The 22,562-nt window shown below is 51.7% G+C and carries 16 protein-coding genes; 6 read left to right on the forward strand and 10 right to left on the reverse strand.

The features are described 5' to 3' along the window. From JTI85_RS21330 to JTI85_RS06935, 3 genes are all read right to left on the reverse strand, one after another. A partial coding sequence (locus tag JTI85_RS21330; protein WP_255575478.1) for an autotransporter-associated beta strand repeat-containing protein occupies positions 1-6,056 on the reverse strand: 6,056 nt, incomplete at its 3' end. 196 nt (positions 6,057-6,252) lie between these two features. Then, positions 6,253-6,831 (reverse strand): LuxR C-terminal-related transcriptional regulator, encoded by a 579-nt coding sequence (locus tag JTI85_RS06930; RefSeq protein WP_061067473.1) that lies wholly within the window; start codon positions 6,829-6,831, stop codon positions 6,253-6,255. 737 nt (positions 6,832-7,568) lie between these two features. Further along, entirely contained in the window at positions 7,569-8,744 is a 1,176-nt protein-coding gene (locus JTI85_RS06935; protein ID WP_048212354.1) for a DnaJ family molecular chaperone, read from the reverse strand. A gap of 300 nt (positions 8,745-9,044) precedes the next feature. On the opposite strand from JTI85_RS06935, the gene JTI85_RS06940 reads away from it, so the two are divergent. From JTI85_RS06940 to pheP, 3 genes are all read left to right on the forward strand, one after another. Then, the gene (locus JTI85_RS06940; RefSeq protein WP_061067475.1) at positions 9,045-10,127 is read left to right on the forward strand and encodes a YncE family protein; all 1,083 of its coding nucleotides are present in this window, start codon (positions 9,045-9,047) and stop codon (positions 10,125-10,127) included. A 59-nt stretch (positions 10,128-10,186) separates the two neighbouring features. After that, positions 10,187-12,385: a TonB-dependent siderophore receptor gene (locus JTI85_RS06945; RefSeq protein WP_199982258.1), complete on the forward strand. Its 2,199-nt coding sequence runs from the start codon at positions 10,187-10,189 to the stop codon at positions 12,383-12,385. Between the two features lie 125 nt (positions 12,386-12,510). Further along, on the forward strand, positions 12,511-13,905 hold the full coding sequence (gene pheP / locus JTI85_RS06950) for a phenylalanine transporter (protein ID WP_061067477.1): 1,395 nt from the start codon (positions 12,511-12,513) through the stop codon (positions 13,903-13,905). 54 nt (positions 13,906-13,959) lie between these two features. Here the strand turns inward: pheP and JTI85_RS06955 are convergent, their stop codons facing one another. The 4 genes from JTI85_RS06955 to JTI85_RS06970 form a co-directional block, all read right to left on the reverse strand. Beyond that, entirely contained in the window at positions 13,960-15,204 is a 1,245-nt protein-coding gene (locus JTI85_RS06955; protein WP_048212351.1) for a mechanosensitive ion channel family protein, read from the reverse strand. 64 nt (positions 15,205-15,268) lie between these two features. After that, positions 15,269-15,922 (reverse strand): oxygen-insensitive NAD(P)H nitroreductase, encoded by a 654-nt coding sequence (gene nfsB / locus JTI85_RS06960; RefSeq protein WP_061067479.1) that lies wholly within the window; start codon positions 15,920-15,922, stop codon positions 15,269-15,271. A gap of 119 nt (positions 15,923-16,041) precedes the next feature. Next, on the reverse strand, positions 16,042-16,410 hold the full coding sequence (locus JTI85_RS06965; RefSeq protein WP_048212349.1) for an MmcQ/YjbR family DNA-binding protein: 369 nt from the start codon (positions 16,408-16,410) through the stop codon (positions 16,042-16,044). Next, the gene (locus tag JTI85_RS06970) at positions 16,410-16,991 is read right to left on the reverse strand and encodes a TetR/AcrR family transcriptional regulator (protein ID WP_048212348.1); all 582 of its coding nucleotides are present in this window, start codon (positions 16,989-16,991) and stop codon (positions 16,410-16,412) included. The genes JTI85_RS06965 and JTI85_RS06970 overlap by 1 nt, the downstream gene beginning before the upstream one ends. 191 nt (positions 16,992-17,182) lie before the next feature. On the opposite strand from JTI85_RS06970, the gene JTI85_RS06975 reads away from it, so the two are divergent. Both JTI85_RS06975 and JTI85_RS06980 read left to right on the forward strand, forming a co-directional pair. Next, a complete protein-coding gene (locus tag JTI85_RS06975; protein WP_219352329.1) occupies positions 17,183-18,295 on the forward strand; it encodes an MBL fold metallo-hydrolase in 1,113 nt (370 codons plus the stop codon). A 17-nt stretch (positions 18,296-18,312) separates the two neighbouring features. Continuing rightward, positions 18,313-18,654: a RamA family antibiotic efflux transcriptional regulator gene (locus tag JTI85_RS06980; RefSeq protein WP_005122005.1), complete on the forward strand. Its 342-nt coding sequence runs from the start codon at positions 18,313-18,315 to the stop codon at positions 18,652-18,654. Positions 18,655-18,676: 22 nt separating this feature from the next. On the opposite strand, the gene JTI85_RS06985 is transcribed toward JTI85_RS06980, so the two are convergent. Beyond that, on the reverse strand, positions 18,677-18,925 hold the full coding sequence (locus JTI85_RS06985) for a DUF1158 family protein (protein ID WP_005122002.1): 249 nt from the start codon (positions 18,923-18,925) through the stop codon (positions 18,677-18,679). Between the two features lie 66 nt (positions 18,926-18,991). Beyond that, on the reverse strand, positions 18,992-20,110 hold the full coding sequence (locus tag JTI85_RS06990; protein ID WP_219352331.1) for a YbdK family carboxylate-amine ligase: 1,119 nt from the start codon (positions 20,108-20,110) through the stop codon (positions 18,992-18,994). Between the two features lie 143 nt (positions 20,111-20,253). On the opposite strand from JTI85_RS06990, the gene JTI85_RS06995 reads away from it, so the two are divergent. Then, positions 20,254-20,958 (forward strand): GNAT family N-acetyltransferase, encoded by a 705-nt coding sequence (locus tag JTI85_RS06995; RefSeq protein WP_115600793.1) that lies wholly within the window; start codon positions 20,254-20,256, stop codon positions 20,956-20,958. 79 nt (positions 20,959-21,037) lie between these two features. Here JTI85_RS06995 and JTI85_RS07000 read toward each other — a convergent pair whose 3' ends face one another. After that, positions 21,038-22,546, reverse strand: coding sequence for an FGGY family carbohydrate kinase (locus tag JTI85_RS07000; RefSeq protein WP_219352333.1), 1,509 nt, complete (start codon positions 22,544-22,546; stop codon positions 21,038-21,040). Positions 22,547-22,562 lie beyond the last annotated feature (16 nt).

Genomic DNA, 22,562 nt, shown 5'->3' on the forward strand with positions numbered 1-22,562 from the left:
CCCGTCAGATTCAGTTTGGCACTGGCTGCTGTGACGGTATCGGCCAGCGTTAACAGGCTGTCGGCAATGTTCATGGTCAGTGATTGCAGACGGGTGTCTGCGCCGCTGACGTTGAGCGTTGCCCCATTATTAACCGTGATGGTGCTGCTCTCGTTGCTGCCGAACACGCCGGTTTTGCTGGCATTGACCGTCACATTGTTGGCATTGCCGGTGCCGGCAATTTCGGTGTCGCCTTTGTAGCTGTTCGCGCGGTCGAGCGTTAAGGTACTGCCCGCATCGCTTGAGCTGCTGGTGACTTTCAGTTTACCGTCGCCGGTAATCTCACCGGTTGGCGTGAAGTGGTGCGAATTAAGGTCAAACACCGCGGCTTTATCATTCGCGCCCAGTTCAATGGTGCGATTGCTGGTCAAATCCGCACCTAATTGCAATGTTGAGGCGTTGTTAATCGCCAAATCGGTTCCGCTCTGTCCGAGGTTATTATCGGAGGAGATCTGCAACGTACCGCCATCAATGCGCGTACCGCCGCGATACGCGTTATCACCACTGAGGATCAGACGACCGAGGTCGGTTTTCACCAGTGTCAGTTTGTCGTTGGTGCTGGCTTCACGAAGGATTGACTCAATGGTTGCCGTAAAGTTTTGTCCCGCACCGCCGGCGCCTACGCGCAGCAACAGTTCACCGGTCCCCGGCGTCTGCCCCGCATGGGTGGCATTTTCTGTGGTGGCCCAGGCGTTAAGTGCATCGCCTTTTACGACGTAACCATCGGCATCAAACTGCGCCCCGGAGAAGTTAACTTCACCTGCAGCGTTATCCACGGTAACGGTACCGCCTTTGGTGGTGAAGACGGCAAATGACTTCTGCGCCCACGGGGCGTTGCCCTCACCGGTGGATGTTGTCCAGTTGTTGTCGCCCTGAGCACCGATCGCCATCCATTTACCGTCGCCGCCGTCAATCTTGCTGTTGCCTTCGATGCCGGATGCGCCGTGACTCTGATTGACGGTTGCGCCATCCCAGAATTGTAGGGTAACGCCGTTGGCGTTCACCAGGTTGACCTGTTTGTCGATAGAGGTCTGGACAAAGATGTTGCTCTTATCCTGAGTGTCCGGTACAGCACCTAACTCCAGCGTCTGGTTATTCAGCGTACCGCCGTAGTTATAAATACGGTACACACCAGGCCCGAAATTCCCGCCCGATGACGTGGTGACATCCAGAGTTCCATCCAGTTGCAAATTGCCTGCGACGTTAATCAGGTCATTCAGCTTACCGCCCGGCGTATAGGCCTGGCCCAGTTCGAAAGCGGAGGTCGTTTTGCTGCCAAGCTGCAGATTGCCGTTAATGGATAACGTACCCGCACCGCCGTCACCAGCGCTAATCGTTGTGGCGTCGTTCATCAACACGTTGCCGCCGATAATGCCATTCCCACCCAGTGTGGAGGTGCCGCTGACGGTGGTCGCGCCGCTCGCCGCGCTTTGATCGCCATTTACCAGCAGCGTGCCGTTGGTGACGGTGGTATCACCGGTATAGGTATTGTTGCCGGTCAGACGGGTAATGCCGCCACCTATTTGCTGCAGTGCCCCAATGCCGGAGATCACGCCATTGAGCAGCACGGTGTTAGCGCGGTTAATCGCCAGCACGCCGTTGTCGATGATGTCAGACACTTTGCTGACTTCACCTTCATTTCCGCCGTCACCTAACTGCAGCGTACCGGTTTGATCAATCGTGGTAGAGCCTGTGTAGCTGTTGTTGGCGGTAAAGACCGTGGTGCCGCCCGCCGCACGTTCAAACTTCCCGTCACCGCTGATGGTACCGTTATAGATTTGCGCCGCGGTGTTATCACCCAGGGTATCGAAGATAACCCTGCTGCCTGCGCCCTGGGTTGTGACATTGTAGTCGCCAATACTGGCGGCAGTACTGGTTGGCTCGACATGGTCGCCGGTGCGCAGCGTTGCACCATTGTTTACAGCAATAGTTTTGCTTGCCAGACTCAGGTTTTCAACGATGCGGACATCCGCGTTTGACCCGCTGAGTGTCAGCGAATCCCAGCCGGTGCCAATATTCGTGCCGGTAGTCAGGTTGTCGCTGACCAGCGTTCCAATCTTCGCATCTTTTGTATCGGTGAAGGTGAGGGCGTTGCCCGTACCGGCAGCGGTAATGATGTGGCGCGTGTTCTCCAGCGTCACATTGCCGATGTTGGCTTTATTGTTACCGCCAGTACCGGCGAAATTCACTTCACCGGCATAGGTGCCGCTACGCCAGTTGAAGGTGTCCATACCTTCACCGGTATTGATTACGCCGCTGGTGACACCGCCGCTGATATCAATGGTGTCATTGCCTTTACCAGACTGAATGGCCACCGCAGTGTCGGTGATGGCCTGCAGGGTGCCGGTGTTGGTAATGGCTTTACTGCTGTCACCGCTGGCGTCGATTACCGGGGAGGTGGTGCTGGCAGAGATAATCTTGCCACGGTTGGTTAACGCGCTGACGTTTTTCGCGATGATTGCCGAACCGCCAGCGCTGTCGTGTACGTTAATGTCGGCCTTGGTGTCGATGCGGCCATCAGTATTGGCGCGGATACCGCTGCCTTCACTGTTCAGTACCTCAATGGTATAGCCTGTGCCGATGTCCAGGTTACCCGTTGTCGCGCTCCCGTCGTGCTGCTCAAAAGCGAAGCCGGTACCTTTACCATTGACGTTAAGGATGTTGTTAAGCCCATTTTTCATGTTCAGGGCTACGCTGGTGCGGATCCCCGCGCCATCGTTGGAATCGATGGTCACATTTTGCAGTGTGATATTGGTGTTGTTAGCATCGTTTTGAATGCCTGCGCCCGTGCCATCAGCACGGATCTTCACATGCTGCGCTGACAGGTCGCCGGCTTTATCTGCCAGGCGAATGCCATCAGCAGTACCGTTGGTGGTAATGCTGTCGCCACTAATGCCGTTAATCTGCAGGCTGGCCCCTTCCGTCAGTAATACGCCAGCGGTGCCATCATCAACCTTAACCTGGCCCAGTTGATTAATTTGCGCACTGGCACCCGACGCGCGAACGCCGATGCCGTTGCTGACATGCAGGGCGCTGGAGGAGTTGTTGGTTAAGCTACCGCCTTGTTGAACGTCCACGCCGATACTGTCGATGCTGGCCAGATCGATAATTGATTTGGTATCGAGGATCAGGTTACCCAGATTTCTCGCTATATAGGCGATCACTTCATTGCCACTGGCTTCAGAGGTGATCTTCGCGTTTGAAGTAAGCGTAGTGCTGGTGGCATTACCCTCTGCGCTGCCATTCAACCGATGCGCCTGGCCATCAACCACCCCGGCAACGGTACGTTCACCTGTTAAATTAATGGTGGTTTTGTCGCTGATATTACCGCTGGCGCCGCCTTCGATGACCAGTGCTGCGGAATCGCTACCCTGCACGGTAAATGTGGCTTCACCAGTATCGACTTGACTGCCTGCACCGGTAGCGAGAACGCCAACGGAGTTCTTACCGCTGAGGGTAAGGTCAAGGTTGGAGCTGGCCTGGCCGCCAGGAGGGGTGGTGTTACCGGCCAGCAATGCGCCATTGGCGATACGGAAAATGGTGGTGCGATCCTGACCGTTGTCATTCATCACCGCCTGACCAATATTGGCGATCGCGTCTTTCCCATACAGATAATAGCCAATCTGATCGGTGTTGTTGAACACCGGGCTACTCAGGCTATCAACGTTAGCAATGGCGTTATCACGCACGTGTACGCCGATGTTCCCGGCCTTGTCCAGCGTAATGTTGGAGTAGACGTTGACCACGGCCTGACCTTTGGCGCCTCCTTCAGCCCAGATGGCGTAGTTACGATCGTTGATGCCACCCGTACCGCCCACGATAATAGAGCCTGTGGCACTGGTGGTTACTTCGGCATTTTTGTTATTGGCGCTGACGTGGATCCCCACGTTATTCGTGCCGTTGACGTTAATCTTGCCGTCGTTGCGGATTTCCTGATTATTTTCCGTGCCGCTGTCACGCACGGAGATGCCGTAGTTCTTGTTGTTCCCCGCATCCCCATTACCATTGATGACGATGTTGCCCGTATTCAGTACGTTGCCTGTTGCGTTGCCGATCAAAATTCCTGCCGCGTTACGGACACCGGTGCCCAACGTGATGAGACCGTTGTTAATAACCTCTTTGGCGCTTTTGGTCATAATTCCGGCGCTCAGGCTGGCACCACCTGGCATGATGACATCCTGGGTCAGGTTACTTGCGTCACGACCAAGGTAAATAGCGGCATCAGCACTGTTGGTAAAGGTCGCATTTCCGGCGACTTCCACGCCAAAGGCGGTGCCGTCACTGTAAGATGCACCGTTTTTACGTCCGTCGACGACGTTAATATTGCCGTTATTGACACCTTTTGCCTCGCCGGACAACTGCATACCAATAGCCAACGTCAGCGAAGTATCAGGTTTATCCTTGCTCCAGGGATCGGCGGCAGATGCGGTGCCGAAGTTATCGGTGGTGATCGCCTGGTTGATGGTGCCTTCGTTGGTGATAACGCTGGTACCTTGTCCCTGCATACCGAATGCGCCGTAGCTGTTAACGTTCTGATTACCATCTTTATCAATGAACAGACCTGAGTTGATAGTCCCGCGGTTGGTTGCCTCGGCGTTTTGCGCCAACATGCCAATCGCCAGGCTTTGCCCGCCAGAACTGCGTAGCGTGTTCAGCTCGCCGAGGTTGTTGATAACCCCACCATCAATGGCTTTCATGACGCCATTGATACTGCCGTCAACGGCAATTATCGCCTCTTTGTTCAGAGTACCGGTGGTGCCAGCGCCGTTGGCATAAATGGCATGCAACTCACCGCGGGCGGCAGTGGCGTTGTTGATATGTGACTCTCCATCGGTCCAGACTTTGTAGTCCCAGGTGAGTTCATCAGACGGCTGACTGGAATTAATTAAGCTATCGATATACCCGGCATACTTTGCTTGTGCTGCTGTGACGGTGGTGACCTCTTCAGCCTCCAGCCACAATTGGATTTGGCTGACCTTATCGCCATTGGCATTTTCTGCGGCGTCGGCACTTCTGCCCAACAGGAAGTCGTTAAAATCAGCCAACTCCTGCGTACTGGTAATGGTGAATGTGCGCACCCCGGTTTCGATAACCTTGCCATCTGCATCATAGCCATAAGTCATCAGCGACACATCATCGCCAAAGACAGAGGTTTGCGCTGAGCCGGTGAACGTTTGTGTGGGGATCACGGGTGCTGCGTTAAATTTTATATAGTTGTCAGACTGCCAGTTTGCCTGGCTGTTGGCGCCTTGTGCTTCCAGTAAGGAGGAGTCTTTGGCCAGTAACTCGATGGTATTGGCTTTGTCGCGTACATTGAGCGTGTCATTACCTATGTTCAGGTTGGCCGTAGCACCATTGGTTGCCAGCGCGATACCAAACTGCTTATAGATTTCAGACCTGGTTGCATCATAAGTATTTAATACGGAATCGCCGATTTGCGATTTAGTAAGAAAGCTACTTAACACATTGGTATCATAGACCTTAATGGTTTCTGTGCCGTCCGGGAATGCCGGGTCAACCACCTCGAAGTTTTCGCTTTGAGAAGGCGTAGCCGATTGGTTATACGTCAAGTATTCCGCCAGCTCTTCTGCTGTGGTGATTGTTTTTGCACCCTGGCCTGGGCTGGTAGCCTGCAGCGTGATTTTTCCTGTTCGCAGTAACTCACTGATGGTGGTTGATTCTACAACGCCGCTTTGACCCGGATTAATCGTCGGGATTGCGCCGCTGATATTGAGTGTCTGACTGGCAGTATTATTTTCATATAAGAAGCCGTAGTCGTGGGGAACCTGATAAACGCCCGCAGAAATACCGTTCTGGAAGTCGTCAGAAATATTTCGATCGCCCGTAGTGGTAATCTGCGCAGCTGAGGCCATCATCGTAGCGCCACTTAATGCGCTGGCGGCCAGTACCGCAACAGTTTTACGTGAACTGCTTTTTTTCTTACCTCTGGTTAATTCAGAGACGACAACCCAGATGCCGAGTGCCGCGTTCCAAATAATGCTGTAAACCTTATTCATATATAACCCTCGTTTACATTCCTGTTATGTATGTGTTAATGCGTTGAGTTGTTGGCGATGGTTGGCACGCGGATGTGCTACCCGGTATGTCGATTTTCGAAAATAGCGATCCCTTCCGGGCCAGGCGGAATTAAAAAATGAGCCGAAAGAAAATCTGTTAATAATTAACTGTGATTACTATCCTTAAATAAGTCAGTTACGGCTGGCTATAGTGAGAAATGGTGTACTTGAGCCGGGTATTACTTTTACCCAGCTTTCTGGCAATGTTGCTTTTGTACGCCCCGATTGTTTTTTCGCTTTTTTGCGATACTCCGGCGATTTGTGCCAGTGACCACCCGCGGGCTAGCATCATCATCACATTGAATTCGTTGGTCGTTATTTTTGTTTGTAGTTCTTTGATATTGCGTGGATTTTTTCTGTCGATGATACGAGTGATTGTTTGCAATAGCTGATCAAGACTGGTGTCCTGATCGAGGAACTGCAGGGCCATTCCGCACACTGTTTGAAAAATAGAAAAAGTGGCTTCATCGGCTAACACGATGATCGTGGTGGATGGTCGTATAGCCATGTTGCGGATAATCCTGGCATATTTTAAAAAATCTGACTTGTCAGGATTAATAATGATGCAATCCGTTTCATAAGATAGCGTTTGGACGGCAGAAAGCGTCTGGGAGGAATGGTACGCGATATCAATATATAATGATGAGCCACGTAGGATTTCTCGCATGCCTAGCCAGGGGTAAATTGAGTCACCCAAAAAAATAGCTTTAGACATAACGATCTCCTTGAAATTTTGGTGCAAGCAGTCGCCTCTTTTTTTGGTTAAAAAAGAGTTTCTCGCGATGCATGAAATGTTAATTAATTCTCGTATGCCCTAAATAATTCAAGTTACAGGAAGTCCGGGGAGAGAATTCCCTGGCGTACAGATACTATGTGGCTGAGGTGAACTAACGCAGCCAACGCATATGTAACTTGAAGTATGACGGGTATATTTCGCTCTTTGCTTTGAACGTATCCTTATTTATTCGGATATCAACAGATAATATCTGTCTTTATTTAAATCATTAACTATTCTTAAAGTGGATATTACACTTTGTTAAAATTTAAGATAAATCGTTTATATCACCTCTGTGAAGATGATTGATAGATTTCGCTTATTGATCTGCGAAGTTTTGTGTCCGTCGATTCGATAATGACAGGGGATTCCTATAGGTTTAGAAGGGGAATACTGTTAATTGTTATTAATTTCAAACAGATATGTGATTTTCTTAACGGGGTAGGAAACAACCAGGAGAATTCTTAATCAAAGGCCGGGCAGGGAAGGAACTAAATGTTTGGAAGGAGAAAATAGTGTTTAATTTGAATTAATGGGCTGAAAATGAAAATAATTTAGATTTATATTCTTGTTTTGTTAATATTTTAAGGTGTTTAATCTGAAGTAAGCTTTTTGTGCTTAATCTGAAAATCAGTCTTGCAGCCGCTTTTTTGTCTGCTTTTTGTACGCGCATTTTCTCAGCCAGCCAATAGCTCTTGCTCCACTTGTTGTACCTGCATTTCCAGCGTAGTGCGGATTTCGGTCAGTGCCCGTTGCTGATCGGAGAAGTAGGCTTCTTTGTCTGTTACTGAAGTAGCAAGACGCCAGGCGTTTTCCGCTTCCAGATCGCTAATCTCTTTGAGCAGCGCATTAATTTGCTCCCTGAGCTGCTGAATCTTGCTACGTAAATGCTGTAGATCGTTTAATCGGTCACTTGCCATCATCGGTTCGAGTCCGCTTTGTAACTGGGTCAGCAATGCCCGAACTGCGGCCAGATCGGCATTTTGTCGTGCCTGATTAAGCTGCACCATCATCTGATGGGCTTTCTCTTTCAGGTCATCCGCTACCACGTCCGGGTGGCAAAGGCGACTGGCCTGACGCCACAGGCGTTTTAACTCATTACGTTCATCCGCTGAAAGCCGCTGGTCGCGGGTGTAGCGGTGCTGCGCATCCTGCTGTTGTTCCTGATATTCATCATATTCGTGGCTGGCTTCCTCCTGTGCCTGACGGGTCGCGCTGTCGTCCTGGCGAGAAAAGTCGTTTTCCAGTTCACGAATTTCCGCCAGCAGGGCGGTGATAAGCTCAGTCTGTTGCTGAATGCGCTGGCGAGTTTCCACGGATTCGCGGGAGTCCGAACTCAGATTTACCCAGTGCTGCTTGAGTTTCGCCAGTTGATCAACGGCCTGTGAAATATAGTGCAGACAGGACTGATAATCTTTTTCGCGACGTTTTCGTTCTGCTTCTTGCTTACGTTGTGCGCTGGCGGCCAACTGCTTACGCAGTTCGAGAATTCGGCTCATTAACGGTCCGAGGCGAAGATGATACAGGTCATTGAAATCATCGAGGATTTGAATGCGCGTGTTGCGCTTATCAATCAGATCACGCAGTTGGGTTTCAAGCGCTTTCAGTTCGAGCTTACTGGCGGCAATGCCGGGGTCCTGCCACGTTGATACTGCGCGCTGGGATTGTAGCCAGTGCGTAATTTCACGCAGGGCATCGCCGAAACGCCGTTCTTCAATCGCCTGCACGATGACGCCGGGAATGACTGGCAAAGGTTCATTTTTCAGATGCGCCAGCTGCTGGAAAATAATCTCTTCATCTTCCAGTTCGATGGCGCTTTTGACGATCTCAAGTCGTTTAATGATCTTATTCATGACAGTCGTTGCCTGGCGTGGTTCAAAAACGAGTGACTGAACCACGACAGGTTCACCCGTTTGAAAATGTTGGAAAAACAGTAAAGTGCATTCTGTGGCCTGCGATGCCTTTTCGTCCAGAATAATTAACTGTAATTATGAAAAAGCGGTACTGGCGCGCACTTCTTCATGTCTTTAAACCCTCGTTTCATCTTTTTTATTCACCGGCTAATTATTCTTGATCTGATAAAGATGATGCGTATAGTTCTCATTCTCTTTTGATATTAACAATCTGCGTGAATTCTGGTAAGGATCCTGACAATGAAAAAAACAACATCCGCTCTGGCATTGTTGGCTGCCGTTGCATTGAGCGGCTGCACAGCTAACGCCACGCCAGCCAGTAACCCGCTGGCACAGGAAAAAGCAATCGCACCGGCAGCAACGGATATTCAGCAACGCGCACTGGCTGACGGCTTGTATGAAATGGCGCTGAGTCCTGCGGGTGATGCGCTGTACGTCGCCAGCGCGGAAGGGTTCAAAGATGTTCAGGGTGGGGTGGTTTACAAGCTGGATCCGCAAACGCTGAAGACCATCGGTCTGAGCCACACCGATCTGAAAAACTTTGGTATGGCTATCTCGCCAGACGGTAAAACGGTGTATGTCACCAACTCTCTGGATGGTGGTCTAAGCGCGCTGAATGCCGCAGACGGCAAAGTGAAGAATCGCGTGCTGTTCCCGGAACGTAACCCGCAAGGTTTCCCATACGGTGCGCGTCAGGTACTGCTGCATAACGGTCTGCTCTATATTGGCGCCGTTGCCGATCCGGCGGTGATCTGGGTGGTTGATGCCGAAACGCTGAAACTAAAAACCCGGATTAAAAATACCGGTAAATGGATGACCGGACTGCATTACTCAGAAATGACGCAGCGTATTTATGCGGCAAATGGCGGCGGTGAAATCCTGGTTATCAACCCGCGTACTCAGCGCGTTGAAAAACGCTGGCAGCCGCTGGGCGATAAACCCGCGTTGCTGTTGAATATGGCGGAAGACCCGCAAACCGGTCGCCTGTTTGTCACCGACAATTCCAAAGCGAAAACGACATTGGTGTTGGATATTCATACGGGCAAGCTGCTCAAACAACTGGATATCGGGGATTCTCTGGCGGTGAAATTCAATGCGAAGCGTAATGAAATCTATATTACCCAGCGTGATTCCGGAAAATTGCTTAGCCTGAACGCAACGGATTACAGCGTGAAGAAAAGCTGGGAGCTCCTCCCCAATCCAAACAGCCTGTTGCTCTCTGCTGATGGCCAAACCTTGTTTGTCACCGTGAAACAGAAATTCAATAAAGACCACTCCACCTCCGCGCCAGATAACGTGGTGCGTATTGATCTGAATAAATAATAACAACATGTTGCCGGGGCGCTCTCCGGCAACGTCGTCAGACTTTTAATGGCATGGCTATGGACAAGACTAAAACATACGCACAATTAATGAGAAAAACTGTGCTGGCCGCTACTATTGGCGCGCTTTCCGGCACGGTGAATGCTGCTGAAACCCCGACAGAAGCGGAAGATACCATTGTCGTACAGGCTGCAGAGGGACGTGATTTTAAACCCGGTGGCGATACGTTACTGCCTGCTTTCCTCGACGGCCAGGTCGCCAATGGCGGCAGGCTGGGGATGCTTGGTCAGCAAAATGCCATGGATGTGCCATTTAACGTTATAAGCTACACCTCAAAACTGGTCGAAGATCAGCAAGCTAAGACCGTAGCCGATGTTGTCGCCAATGACGCGAGCGTGCAGGCGGTGCAAGGCTACGGTAACTACGCAGAGACATACCGTATTCGCGGTCTGAAACTTGACGGCGATGATATGACCTTTGGTGGATTATCCGGTGTGCTGCCGCGCCAGGTGGTGGATACGCAGATGATCGATCGCGTTGAAATCTTTAAAGGCGCGAATGGATTGCTCAATGGCGCGGCCGGTAGCGGCGTTGGCGGGATGATTAATCTTGAACCCAAGCATGCAGACGATACGCCGATCACACGCCTTGGTATGGACTACACCAGTGACTCACAGGTGGGAACGTCGCTCGATGCCGGACGTCGTTTTGGTGACAATAACCAGGCCGGCGCCCGTGTGAATCTGTTGCATCGTGAAGGGGAGGGGGCGGTTGACGACGATAAACGTCGTACCACGCTGGCATCGCTGGGACTGGATTACCGTGGCGACCGTTTCCGCAGTTCATTAGACGTCGGGTATCAAAAAAAGACGTTTCACGGCGGTAACATGGGGATCAATGTCTACTATGTGCCATTTGTCCCCGATCTGCCGAAAAATACGCACAACTATAGCCAGAGATGGGGTTATAGCGATATTGAAAATGAGTTCGGAATGGCGCGCACGGAATATGATCTGACCGATAACTGGACCGCTTATGCTGGTTTAGGTGCGCAGCACGCGCATGAAATTGGTTTGTACAGTGCCCCGGAAATATACAACCAGGCCGGTGACGCCAAAGCCGGACGCCTTGATACCAATCGTATTATTGATGCGTTCAGCGGGATGGCAGGGCTGCGCGGGAATTTTGATACGGGTTTTGTGTCACATAAGGTTAATGTAGGTTATTCCGCCGTCACTAAAGAAGACAAAATCGCCTGGCGCATGGGGTCACGTGCCGCACGTCCGGACGTCAATATCTACGATACGCAAGCTGTAGCAAAACCAGCGGTGACGGCGACGGGAGGTAACTATAGCGATCCGTTAACCAGTGGACGTACGCGTAGCCAGGGGTGGTTACTCAGCGATACGTTGGGCGTGCTTGATGATCAGCTTCTGTTTACCGTCGGTGCCCGCCACCAAAAGGTCGTGGTACGTGATTACAACAAAGAAACAGGCGCTGAAAACGTTAAGAACAGTTTTGATGACAGCCGCTGGATGCCGACGTACGGTGTCGTATATAAGCCGTGGCAGGAACTTTCTCTTTATGCGAATCATACCGAATCGCTACAGCCTGGCAGCACCGCGCCAAGCAGTGCGGTGAACTACGGTCAAAGCACCGGAATCATCCATGCAAAACAGAATGAGGTTGGGGTCAAAACAGACTTTGGGCGTGTAGGCGGTTCACTGGCGCTGTTTGAAATCAAAATGCCGGTTGCGCAGTTGGATAGCCAGACCCGGTATTACGCAATCAACGGTGAGCAGCGTAATCGTGGCGTGGAGCTGAATGTATTTGGTGAACCGGTGTTAGGACTGCGGCTGAACGCCAGTGCAACGTGGCTGGATGCGACGCTCAGTAAAAATCAAAACGGTGTCAACAACGGTAAGACGGCAATCGGCGTACCGGACTTCTATGCGGTGCTGGGGGCTGAATATGATATTAAACCTGTTGAAGGACTCACCGCGACGGCACGGCTGAACCATTCTGGCGCTCAGTATGCCAACGCGGCAAATACCAAGAAACTCGACAGTTTTACCACACTGGATTTAGGTGTGCGTTACCGTATGTCACTCAATCAAAATCAGAACCAGATGATTTTGCGTGCAGGGGTCGATAACGTCACCAACGAGAATTACTGGTCAGGTATTGATGATACCGGGACTTATCTGTTCCAGGGCGAGCCACGCACGCTGAAGGTTTCCGTCAGTTACGACTTCTGATTTTTTTCCTGGGCCTCGGTGCGTTGGGCAAGGATGCCCGGCGTATCCAAACGATTGCGCCTTGCGACAACTAGGTTGAAATGTTAAAAGAAGCCCCTTCAATAAAAACCACACAGGGGTAGGGCGTGAAAAACGCGTCAACTGCATCTGACACCAGCGTGTCTGATGCCGCGTCGACGAATGAACCGACGCTTCAGCGGGGGTTGCAAAACCGCCATATTCAGTTAATTGCGCTGGGCGGCGCAATTGGTACAGGCTTGTTTCTGGGAATCGGCCCGGCTATTCAGATGGCGGGACCTGCTGTATTACTCGGTTACGGTGTTGCCGGGATTATCGCGTTTCTGATCATGCGTCAGCTGGGCGAAATGGTGGTTGAAGAACCCGTTTCCGGATCGTTTGCCCACTTTGCCTATAAATACTGGGGTCCGTTCGCGGGTTTCTTGTCTGGCTGGAACTACTGGGTGATGTTTGTGCTGGTTGGCATGGCAGAACTCACCGCAGCCGGAATTTATATGCAGTACTGGCTGCCTGATGTCCCAACCTGGATTTGGGCCGCGGCTTTCTTCGTGATTATCAATGCGGTCAACCTGGTCAACGTGCGTCTGTATGGTGAAACGGAATTTTGGTTTGCGCTGATCAAAGTCCTGGCGATTATCGGCATGATTGGCTTTGGTATCTGGATGCTGGTTTCCGGCAACGGTGGCGAACATGCAAGCATCGATAACCTCTGGCGTTATAACGGCTTTTTCGCGACTGGCTGGAATGGACTGATCCTGTCGTTGGCGGTGATTATGTTCTCGTTTGGGGGGCTGGAACTGATCGGAATTACCGCTGCCGAAGCGCAGGACCCGCAAAAAAGTATCCCGAAAGCGGTAAACCAGGTGGTGTATCGTATTTTGCTGTTTTACATTGGCTCATTGGTGGTGCTGTTGGCGCTGTATCCGTGGGTGGAAGTGAAATCCAACAGCAGCCCGTTTGTGATGATTTTCCATAATCTTGACAGCAACGTGGTGGCTTCTGCGCTGAACTTTGTCATCCTGGTGGCTTCGCTGTCGGTGTATAACAGTGGCGTTTACTCTAACAGCCGTATGCTGTTTGGTCTGTCGGTACAGGGAAATGCACCGAAGTTCTTAACCCGAGTCAGCCGTCGTGGCGTACCGGTAAACTCATTGATTCTGTCCGGCGCGATTACGTCGCTGGTGGTGCTGATCAACTATGTGTTGCCGCAAAAAGCCTTCAGCCTGTTGATGGCGCTGGTGGTTGCGACGCTGCTATTGAACTGGATTATGATCTGTCTGGCACACCTGCGTTTCCGGGCGGCAATGCGTCGTAAGGGGCGTGATACTCAGTTTAAAGCGTTGTTGTATCCGGCGGGTAACTACGTGTGCATCGCCTTCCTTGGTATGATTCTGGTGCTGATGTGCACCATGGATGATATGCGCCTGTCCGCTATCCTGCTGCCGGTGTGGATCCTGTTCCTGTTCGTGGCCTTCAAACTGCTGCGTCGCAAGTCCCGCTAATATCTAACCGATCTCATCCTGGTGATGAGATCGGTCCTTTCTTCATGCTACCGATTAACGCTGAAAGACACCTGCCAGGGCGCGAATATCATTTCCGGTAGGGGATTGATGAATGCGTAAACCAAACTCTTCGACGACGGCAAAAATATGGTCGAAGATATCAGCCTGAATACTTTCATATTCCAGCCACACCACCGTATTGGTAAACGCATAAATTTCAATCGGTAAACCGTGGTCATCTGGTGCAAGTTGGCGCACCATTAATGTCATATCTTTGCGAATACGCGGGTGGTGGCGTAAATATTCGTTCAGATAAGCCCGGAAGGTGCCGATATTGGTCATCTGGCGATGATTCAATACGGACTCAGGCGCATCTAATTGCTGATTCCACGCGTCGATTTCCTGGTGGCGCGTGGTTAAATACGGTTTCAGCAGATGCGCTTTATGCAATCGCTGGCGTTCATCTTCATCAAGAAAATGAATGCTGGTGGCATCGATGCTGATGCTGCGTTTAATCCTCCGACCACCGGAAGCCGACATCCCGCTCCAGTTTTTAAACGAGTCTGATACCAGCGACCAGGTGGGGATCGTGGTGATGGTATTATCCCAGTTGCGCACTTTTACGGTGGTTAAGCCAATATCAATAACCGCACCATCTGCGCCGTATTTCGGCATTTCCAGCCAGTCACCAAGCTTGAGCATATCGTTGGCTGAAAGCTGTATTCCGGCCACCAGACCGAGAATCGGGTCTTTAAACACCAGCATTAATACGGCTGCCATGGCACCCAGACCGCTTATCAGTATTGCCGGCGATTGGCCTATCAGCAGGGAAATCATCAGGATCCCGACGAGGATGGCGGCAATCAGTTTGATACCCTGAAATATACCTTTCAAGGGTAACTGGGATGCGGCAGGGAGTTTTTGCGACAGGTTGAGAATAACGTCCAGCAGAGAAAACAGGGACAGCAGGGCGTACATCATGATCCACAGCTGTGCGCAAGTCACTAATATATCTGCCGCTTCACTGCCTTTTTGTAGCCAGAGTGTGGCCTGTATATTGACGATGATACCTTGTAGCGTAAACGCCAGACGGTGGAATAATTTGTTCTGCGTGATAATTTGCAACCACAGACGGGAACTGGTGCTGGCACGTTTTTCAAATGCGCGTAATACCACCCAGTGCAAAATAACGTGAACAATAATGGCGGTGATAAAAATAATGCCAAAAATCATCACCAGCGAGGTGGTGTGATTTATTTCAATGCCGAGTTCTTCTACCTGAGATATCAATTCCTGCATAATGTCTCCTTAATAAACAGCGGTCTATGATGACCGCTGTGTGGAGCTTATGCAAATGTGGGGATCAGACTTCTGTCAGCGTCGTTTCTTGCGGCAGACGTGATTTTGGCAGGGCGGCGTTGAAGTCTTCTACGCTGTGATGACCCACCGGGACCACGACAACGCTGGTGTAACCTTTTTCTTTCAGACCAAACTCTGCATCCATCACTGCCGCATCAAAGCCTTCAATCGGCACTGCATCCAGACCCATTGCTGCAACGCCCAGCAGGAAGTTACCGACGTTCAGGTACACCTGTTTTGCCATCCAGTGGTTGTCATCTTTCAGTTCTTTGCGATGCATATCAGCAAAGAAGGTACGACCTTTGTGGTTTGCGGCTTTGGCTTCAGGGGTGGCGAAGCGTCCATCGCGCTCTTCTTGATCCACCACGCGCTCCAGCCACGCATCGTCCATCGCCGTTTTGGCGCAGAACACCACGACGTGGGAAGCATCCAGCATTTTACGTTCGTTGAACACAAAGCCGCCGGCTGCGGACTTGGCCACCCGCGCTTTACCTTCATCAGTGCTGGCAACGATAAAGTGCCATGGCTGAGAGTTGGTACTGGACGGACTAAACTGCAGCAGTGTTTTTAATTTTTCGGCCTGCTCAGCGGTCAGTTTTTTAGTCGGATCGAATGCCTTAGTGGAGTAACGTTTTAAGGCGACAGAAACAATATCCATAACTACTCCTGGTGGTTTTTTATACCCTGCGGGTACGTTTTGTTTCAGCAGGGTACAGGGTTAGCGGGAAAATGATAAGACCGAAAAATGCAAAAACACTTATCGACGCTAACGATAAATCAGCCAGGCCGCAGGCGTTTTTGATCCCGCTTAGGCAGGCCGTCTACCACCCGATGCCATGAGTCGTTCACCAGGTCAGTCAGTAATGACTCGCTAATATCATCGCCGGGGTAGACGGATATCCAGTGCTTTTTATTCATGTGATAGCCCGGTTCGATACTGCGGTAAATCTGCTGATTCAGCAGTGATTTTTGTGGGTCTGATTTCAAATTAACCAACGGACGACCGCGCTGCTCTGAGACAATCATAAAAATCTTACCGCCGACTTTGAAGACATCGTATTCCGGGCCGAACGGCCAGCATTGCTCAGTAAAAGGCAGTTCGAGCGCAATACGTTTAGCACAAGCATGCAGCGTTTGGCCGTCCATTATTTTTCCTCGCGGGTCAGCGCGCGCCACATGGCCTCAAACCCCATCGAAATATATTCATTCGCGCGGGCAGGATCGCGGGCGGCAAATTCCATGGTTGTTTCTGCCAGTGAAAGAAAAAGCCCATCACCGAAGGCACGATATTCGTCAGACATAAATTCAGGGCGAACGGAACGATGACATAAATCGCGCAGTTCCGGGAACATATCATCAGCCTGCTGTTCGGTTTCTTTGCTGATCTTTTCGCTGACGGCCAGTTGGCGGATAGTGCGATGTCCACAAGTATGGTCCAGACCCCAACTGATGTAGCTGTTCCAGATGTAGTGAGTCATGGTTTTGGCATCGGTCACTGAGCGATCCAGATTTGCCATCATTGACTGGCAGAGGTCTTGCTTTAAATGGAGGTAAAGCTCGTTGATCAGATCATCTTTTGTTGCGAAATAGCGAAACAATGTTCCTTCTGCGACACCTGCATTGCGGGCAATTACGGCGGTAGAGGCCGCAATGCCTGATTGTGCAAATGCTGCGGTTGCAGCTTCCAGTAATGCCTGTTTTTTGTCTTCACTCTTCGGACGAGCCACTACACTTTACCCCTAAGTCTGTAAAAAAATAGGATTGAATCACGGCCTTTGCAGCACCGCAACGGCGAATGTCAAAGATTGAAAATCATCTTGACGACAAACTTTCGATTTCTATAATGAGTGCTTACTCACTCATAATCAAGAGTCAGTCGCGCAACCCAGCGGAAAGGGTGCGCGTTTAAGGTCAGGATATGAAGCGTCTCACAGTTTGTGTGGTTGTTATTATGCTCATTGCCGCAGCAGCAAGTTTACCGTTTGTCCTCAATGCCGGATTTGGTCAGGCGCCGCAAGGAGCACAACTGAGTCAGGTTGAACAGTCGCCACACTATCGTGATGGACAGTTTCATAATCAGGTCCCGACCCCGGGCTATACCGGCAACAAAGGTATGCTGGCGGCCTGGTGGGATTTTCTGATCGCGAAGCGAGAAAACGCGCGACCCGCGCAGCCGTTACCACTGGTTGCGACCGATCTCGCCAGTTTATCGCCAGAGCAGGATACCCTTGTCTGGCTGGGACATTCCTCGTGGTATTTACAGTTGGCGGGCCAGCGTATTCTTATTGATCCGGTGTTGAGCAATTATGCCGCACCGTTTTCATTCCTGAATAAAGCTTTTGCTGGTGAGTATCCGTGGACCGCGCAGACGATGCCGGAGATCGATCTTCTTATTATCTCGCATGATCATTATGACCATCTGGATCTCGCCACCATCAAGGCCCTGATGCCGAAGATTAAGCGCGTGATTACGCCACTTGGCATGGGATCGCACCTGCGTTACTGGGGAATGAACAGCGAGATTATTGAGGAACGTGACTGGAATCAATCCGTCAAAGTGACGGACTCGCTGATCGTCCATGTCCTGCCGGCCCGCCATTTTTCTGGCCGGGGGATTAAACGTAACCAAACGCTGTGGGCCAGTTTCATGTTTGAAACGCCGGAACAGAACGTTTACTACAGCGGTGACTCCGGCTACGGGCCGCATTTTAAAGCGATTGGCGAGCAGTTTGGCAAGGTCGATTTGGCAATCATGGAAAATGGTCAGTATGACCAGGACTGGAAGTTCATTCATATGATGCCGGAAGAAACCGCCCAGGCCGCGGCCGACCTCCACGCGAAAGCGGTATTACCCGGACATGCGGGTCGCTTCGTTCTGGCAAAACACACCTGGGATGATCCCTACAAAAGACTGGCACTTGCCAGTCGCCGCCAACATTACCGATTGCTGACGCCGATGCTGGGTGAGCCGGTAGCACTGTCCGAACCGGACCAACAGTTTACGGCCTGGTGGCAGCAGGCAACGCAATGAACAGAGGGGAGAGCATGATGACGATTTCTGCTCAGGTAATTGATACGATTGTTGAATGGATTGATGATAATTTGAACCAACCCTTGCGCATTGATGATATTGCGCGCCATGCGGGGTATTCAAAATGGCATCTGCAACGCCTTTTTCTGCAGTACAAAGGCGAGAGCCTCGGGCGTTATATCCGTGAACGTAAGCTATTATTAGCGGCACGCGATCTGCGCGATACCGACCAAAAAGTTTACGATATCTGTCTGAAGTATGGCTTCGATTCGCAGCAGACTTTCACGCGTATTTTTACCCGTACGTTTAGCCAGCCGCCTGGGGCGTATCGTAAAGAAAATCACAGCCGCACACATTAACGGTATACGGGTTCTCGCGGGTCTATTCTGCCAGCGAGAACCAACGCCGCCAGATGAAGCGCAGTACAAAATATTCAATCACCCCGAGAAGCAAGAACCACAGACAAAACAACAAAGTATAAAACTGATTAAGATCCATTAAATGAAAGGTTGTGACTAACTTTTGCGCCAACACCAGGCCAAGCGAAGGGGCGGGCAGCAGCAGGCAGGAAAGCAGAGCCAACAGCAGTATCCCGGCGGCGGTCATCAGTGATTCAAGCGGGTGTTTCATGGCATTGTTAAACTTGAGTTAAAAAGCCATTGTCCGGGATCTCGTTGGTTAACGCAAACGTCGCGCTTAATGCCCCGCCCAGATCTCACAGTGTTTTTTCACCAGTCCACTCAGCGAGCCACCGTTTGCCACAAAATCACGCATGTGCCGTACCTCATTGTGACCCTTTTTCACCTGCTGATGTAAGGTGTGAACGGCACTCGCTGCCCCCACTTTTTCCGCCGACGCAGCGACAGTGTTCAGTAAGCGTAGCGTGTCATCCGCCAGGCAGTGGCGATCCCCGGTATTCACGTCGGTGAGTATTCCTTCCATACCAAAACGACAGGCCTGAAAACGGTTGAACTTGTACAACAGATAATCATTTTCCTGATGCCTGAATGGCCGTTCGGTGAGTAGCCAGTGGGCGGTAGCCTGAATTAGACCGGCTATGTTGAGAGCATGCTCAAGGGTCAGCGGGGTATCCATCACCCGTACCTCTACCGTGCCAAAATGCGGACTGGGGCGGATGTCCCAGTGCAAATCTTTAATGCTATCAATCATGCTGGTATACGCCAGTCGGCGAAAGAGCCTGGTAAATTCCTGCCAGTTGCTTACCCACGGCATCGGGCCATTATCGGGAAATCCGGAGAAAATGTTCAGCCGTGCGCAGGCAAAGCGTGTATCGGCAGCCTGCATATAGGGGGAGGCCGCAGAGAGCGCAATAAAGTGGGGGACAAATCGCGACAGGCCGTGCAGCAGGTAAATCGCATCGTCACCGTTGGCACAACCGATATGAACATGCTGACCGAAAACCGTTGCCTGCTGAATAAGGTAGCCGAAGTTCTCCAGGTTCCGCCGATAGCGTTCGTCATCACACACTTCCTGACGCTGCCATGTCTGAAATGGGTGCGTACCACCACCGCAGATTTCGAGGTGAAGCGTTTGGGCTGCGCGCAAAACAAGGTGTTGTATGGTGGAAAACTGCGCGGCCGCCTGGTCAACATCGCAACACACCCCGGTCGCCATTTCCAGCATACTTTCGGTGATATCGTGCTTCACCTCGCCGACAGTGAGTTCTGACTTCACGGCGTCAATCAACCTGGACGCGTCCTGACTCAGATCGTAGCCCGGAGGATTGATTACCTGCATTTCCAGTTCAATACCTAACGTAAAGGGGTCTGAGACATGAAAATCGGGTAGTGACATCGTGTTCTCCTGAGCGTTGATCTCTAATCAGTATAGAAGGGCGGCGATTTTCTGTGCTGCGTGAAAAATCCCTGGCCAGCGCTTTGAAGGTGAAATGGCGGGTGCTATAACGTGGTTTTTGCTTGCATAGCAGGGGGTGAACAGTGCCAGAGATAAATCTGTATGGGCAGACGGTGGGTGATGCCCTACCGGACTGGAATGGCGCAACTGCGCTGCCACGGAGTGTGCTTATCGGACAATATTGCCGTCTGGAGCCCCTGAATGCTGACCGCCATGCCGCCGATTTGTTTGACGCCTACGCGCAGGCACCTGACGAACGTGACTGGACCTGGCTTGCCAGCACGCGTCCGGCGAGCGTAGAGGAGGCCGTGCGCTGGGTCACGGGTAAATCAACGGATGCCACTTTGGTTCCCTATGCGGTGATTGATTTACAATCCGGGCGCGCCGTGGGGTTAGTCTCATTTATGGCGATCGACCTTGTAAATGGCTCGGTCGAGATAGGCCATGTGACCTGGTCGCCACGAATGAAGAATACGGTGCTGGGTACTGAAACCGTCTGGCTGTTGCTGCGCCAGGCGTTTGCGCTGGGCTATCGCCGCGTGGAGTGGAAATGTGATTCCCTGAACATCGCATCCCGACGTGCGGCGGAGCGTTTAGGGTTTATCCATGAAGGGCGCTTTCGCCAAAAGATGGTGCGCAAGGGCCGTAATCGCGACAGCGACTGGCTATCAATGATTGACGATGAGTGGTCACAGTGTGACGCTGTTTTGCAGCGTTGGCTGGCAGCGGATAACTTTGATGAAAAAGGGCTGCAGCGCCAGTCACTGGCGGCATGTCGGCAGCAATAGTACGCTTCAGAAAAATTAACGATGCGCCCGCAGTCAGTACAGTCATGGCATGGGCGCATTTATTATGGGTGCTGATTCACTAACGGGTTTGCCAGCGGGTACGTTCGACGGCGCTTTGCCATTCATGCCAGCGTTTTTGCAGTCTTCCATGGCGTACCATATCGGGCTGGAACGACACGTGATCGGGCAGGTAGTCGTGTAACTGGCTGGTTGCTATACCCAGCAGGTTCTTGCGTGCCAGCAGTCCTGCACCTATCGCGGAAAGTTCAGGGATATCGCTGCGCATGACCGGACAGCCCAGCAAATCAGCCTGATACTGCATCAGCCAGTCATTTTTTGTTGGTCCACCGTCAACCATTAACGCACTGAGTTGAAAGCCTTTGTGCTGGCGCATCGCGGATACAACATCGGCAATCTGATAGGTAATGGACTCCAGTGCTGCACGTACCAGATGTGCGCGCTTTACTCCGCGGCTAAGACCGTGAATCAATCCTCTGGCATCTTCATCCCACCAGGGGGCGCCCAGTCCGGTCAGTGCCGGAACAAAATAGACGCCCAGTGTCGAGTCAACCGTGGCAGGCAGTGTATTGAGCTCGTGCAGCAATTGCGCGTCCGGTAATTCGCTAAGACCTGTGCTATCGGCCATCCATGCGACGGCGTCCCCGGTATGCGGAATATTGCCCTCCAGACCGTAGACCAGGGAATCACCATCATGCCAGGCGATGGTCGTTGCCAACGCGTTCACCGCAGACTGTGTCGTGAATACAGGAGCCATAACGGAAGATCCGGTGCCATAGGTGGCTTTGACACAGCCTTCGGTCCCCAGTCCATGAGCAAACAGCGCGGCATGAGAGTCGCCGATCATCGCCAGAATAGGGATGCCATCAGGTATCGTCGCCAGGCCTTGTGTGACGCCAAAAGGGTAGCTGGAAGGGCAAATTTCAGGCAGTGCCTGTCGTGGGATACCAAACAGCGCCAGCATCTCGCTATCCCATTGGCCACTGTTCAGATTGAGCAATTGCGTACGCGAAGCGTTCGAGATGTCGCAACGAAATGACTGGCCGTGTGTCAGGTTCCACAATAACCAGCTATCGATGGTTCCGAGACATATTTCGGCTTGCTGTGCGAGCGCCATACCGTTGGGAACAGACTCCAGTAGCCAGCGCATTTTAGAGGCAGAAAAGAGCGGGGCGACGGGTAATCCGGTGGCGGATTTTATGTGTGCCTCGCGGCCCTGTTCACGTAATGCACGACAAAAATCGGCCGTCCGCGAACACTGCCAGGTGATGGCAGGGCCGATGGGGCGTCCGCTGGTACGATACCAGCCGATCGCCGTTTCACGTTGATTGCTGATCGCCAGCGCGGCGACGCGATGTGCGCCAACGGCAGCAATGGCTTGTGCCACCACAGCCAGCGATGCTTCCAGCAGCGCATCGCCCGACTGTTCAACCCAGCCTTCGCGGGGCGTGTGGATCGCCAACGCCTGGGAGAATTTCGCGACCACATTTCCCTGGCTATCCAGCGCGACGGCTTTGGCATTGGTGGTGCCTTCATCGAGCGCAACAATAATGTCTTTTTGTGCTGACATTGTTTTCTCCAGCCCC

This window comes from Citrobacter sp. Colony219, assembly GCF_019382635.1.
In the GTDB taxonomy this organism is placed as follows: Bacteria; Pseudomonadota; Gammaproteobacteria; order Enterobacterales; family Enterobacteriaceae; genus Citrobacter; species Citrobacter youngae.

What these genes read in the sequence shown, in the direction of transcription:
- JTI85_RS06980 (WP_005122005.1), top strand. Translation starts at nt 18,313, where the DNA reads ATGACGATTTCTGCTCAGGTAATTGATACGATTGTTGAATGGATTGAT.
- JTI85_RS06940 (WP_061067475.1), top strand. Translation starts at nt 9,045, where the DNA reads ATGAAAAAAACAACATCCGCTCTGGCATTGTTGGCTGCCGTTGCATTG.
- JTI85_RS06965 (WP_048212349.1), bottom strand. Translation starts at nt 16,410, where the DNA reads ATGGACGGCCAAACGCTGCATGCTTGTGCTAAACGTATTGCGCTCGAA.
- nfsB (WP_061067479.1), bottom strand. Translation starts at nt 15,922, where the DNA reads ATGGATATTGTTTCTGTCGCCTTAAAACGTTACTCCACTAAGGCATTC.
- JTI85_RS06975 (WP_219352329.1), top strand. Translation starts at nt 17,183, where the DNA reads ATGAAGCGTCTCACAGTTTGTGTGGTTGTTATTATGCTCATTGCCGCA.
- JTI85_RS06930 (WP_061067473.1), bottom strand. Translation starts at nt 6,831, where the DNA reads ATGTCTAAAGCTATTTTTTTGGGTGACTCAATTTACCCCTGGCTAGGC.
- JTI85_RS06955 (WP_048212351.1), bottom strand. Translation starts at nt 15,204, where the DNA reads ATGCAGGAATTGATATCTCAGGTAGAAGAACTCGGCATTGAAATAAAT.
- JTI85_RS06990 (WP_219352331.1), bottom strand. Translation starts at nt 20,110, where the DNA reads ATGTCACTACCCGATTTTCATGTCTCAGACCCCTTTACGTTAGGTATT.
- JTI85_RS06945 (WP_199982258.1), top strand. Translation starts at nt 10,187, where the DNA reads ATGGACAAGACTAAAACATACGCACAATTAATGAGAAAAACTGTGCTG.
- JTI85_RS07000 (WP_219352333.1), bottom strand. Translation starts at nt 22,546, where the DNA reads ATGTCAGCACAAAAAGACATTATTGTTGCGCTCGATGAAGGCACCACC.
- JTI85_RS06935 (WP_048212354.1), bottom strand. Translation starts at nt 8,744, where the DNA reads ATGAATAAGATCATTAAACGACTTGAGATCGTCAAAAGCGCCATCGAA.
- JTI85_RS06985 (WP_005122002.1), bottom strand. Translation starts at nt 18,925, where the DNA reads ATGAAACACCCGCTTGAATCACTGATGACCGCCGCCGGGATACTGCTG.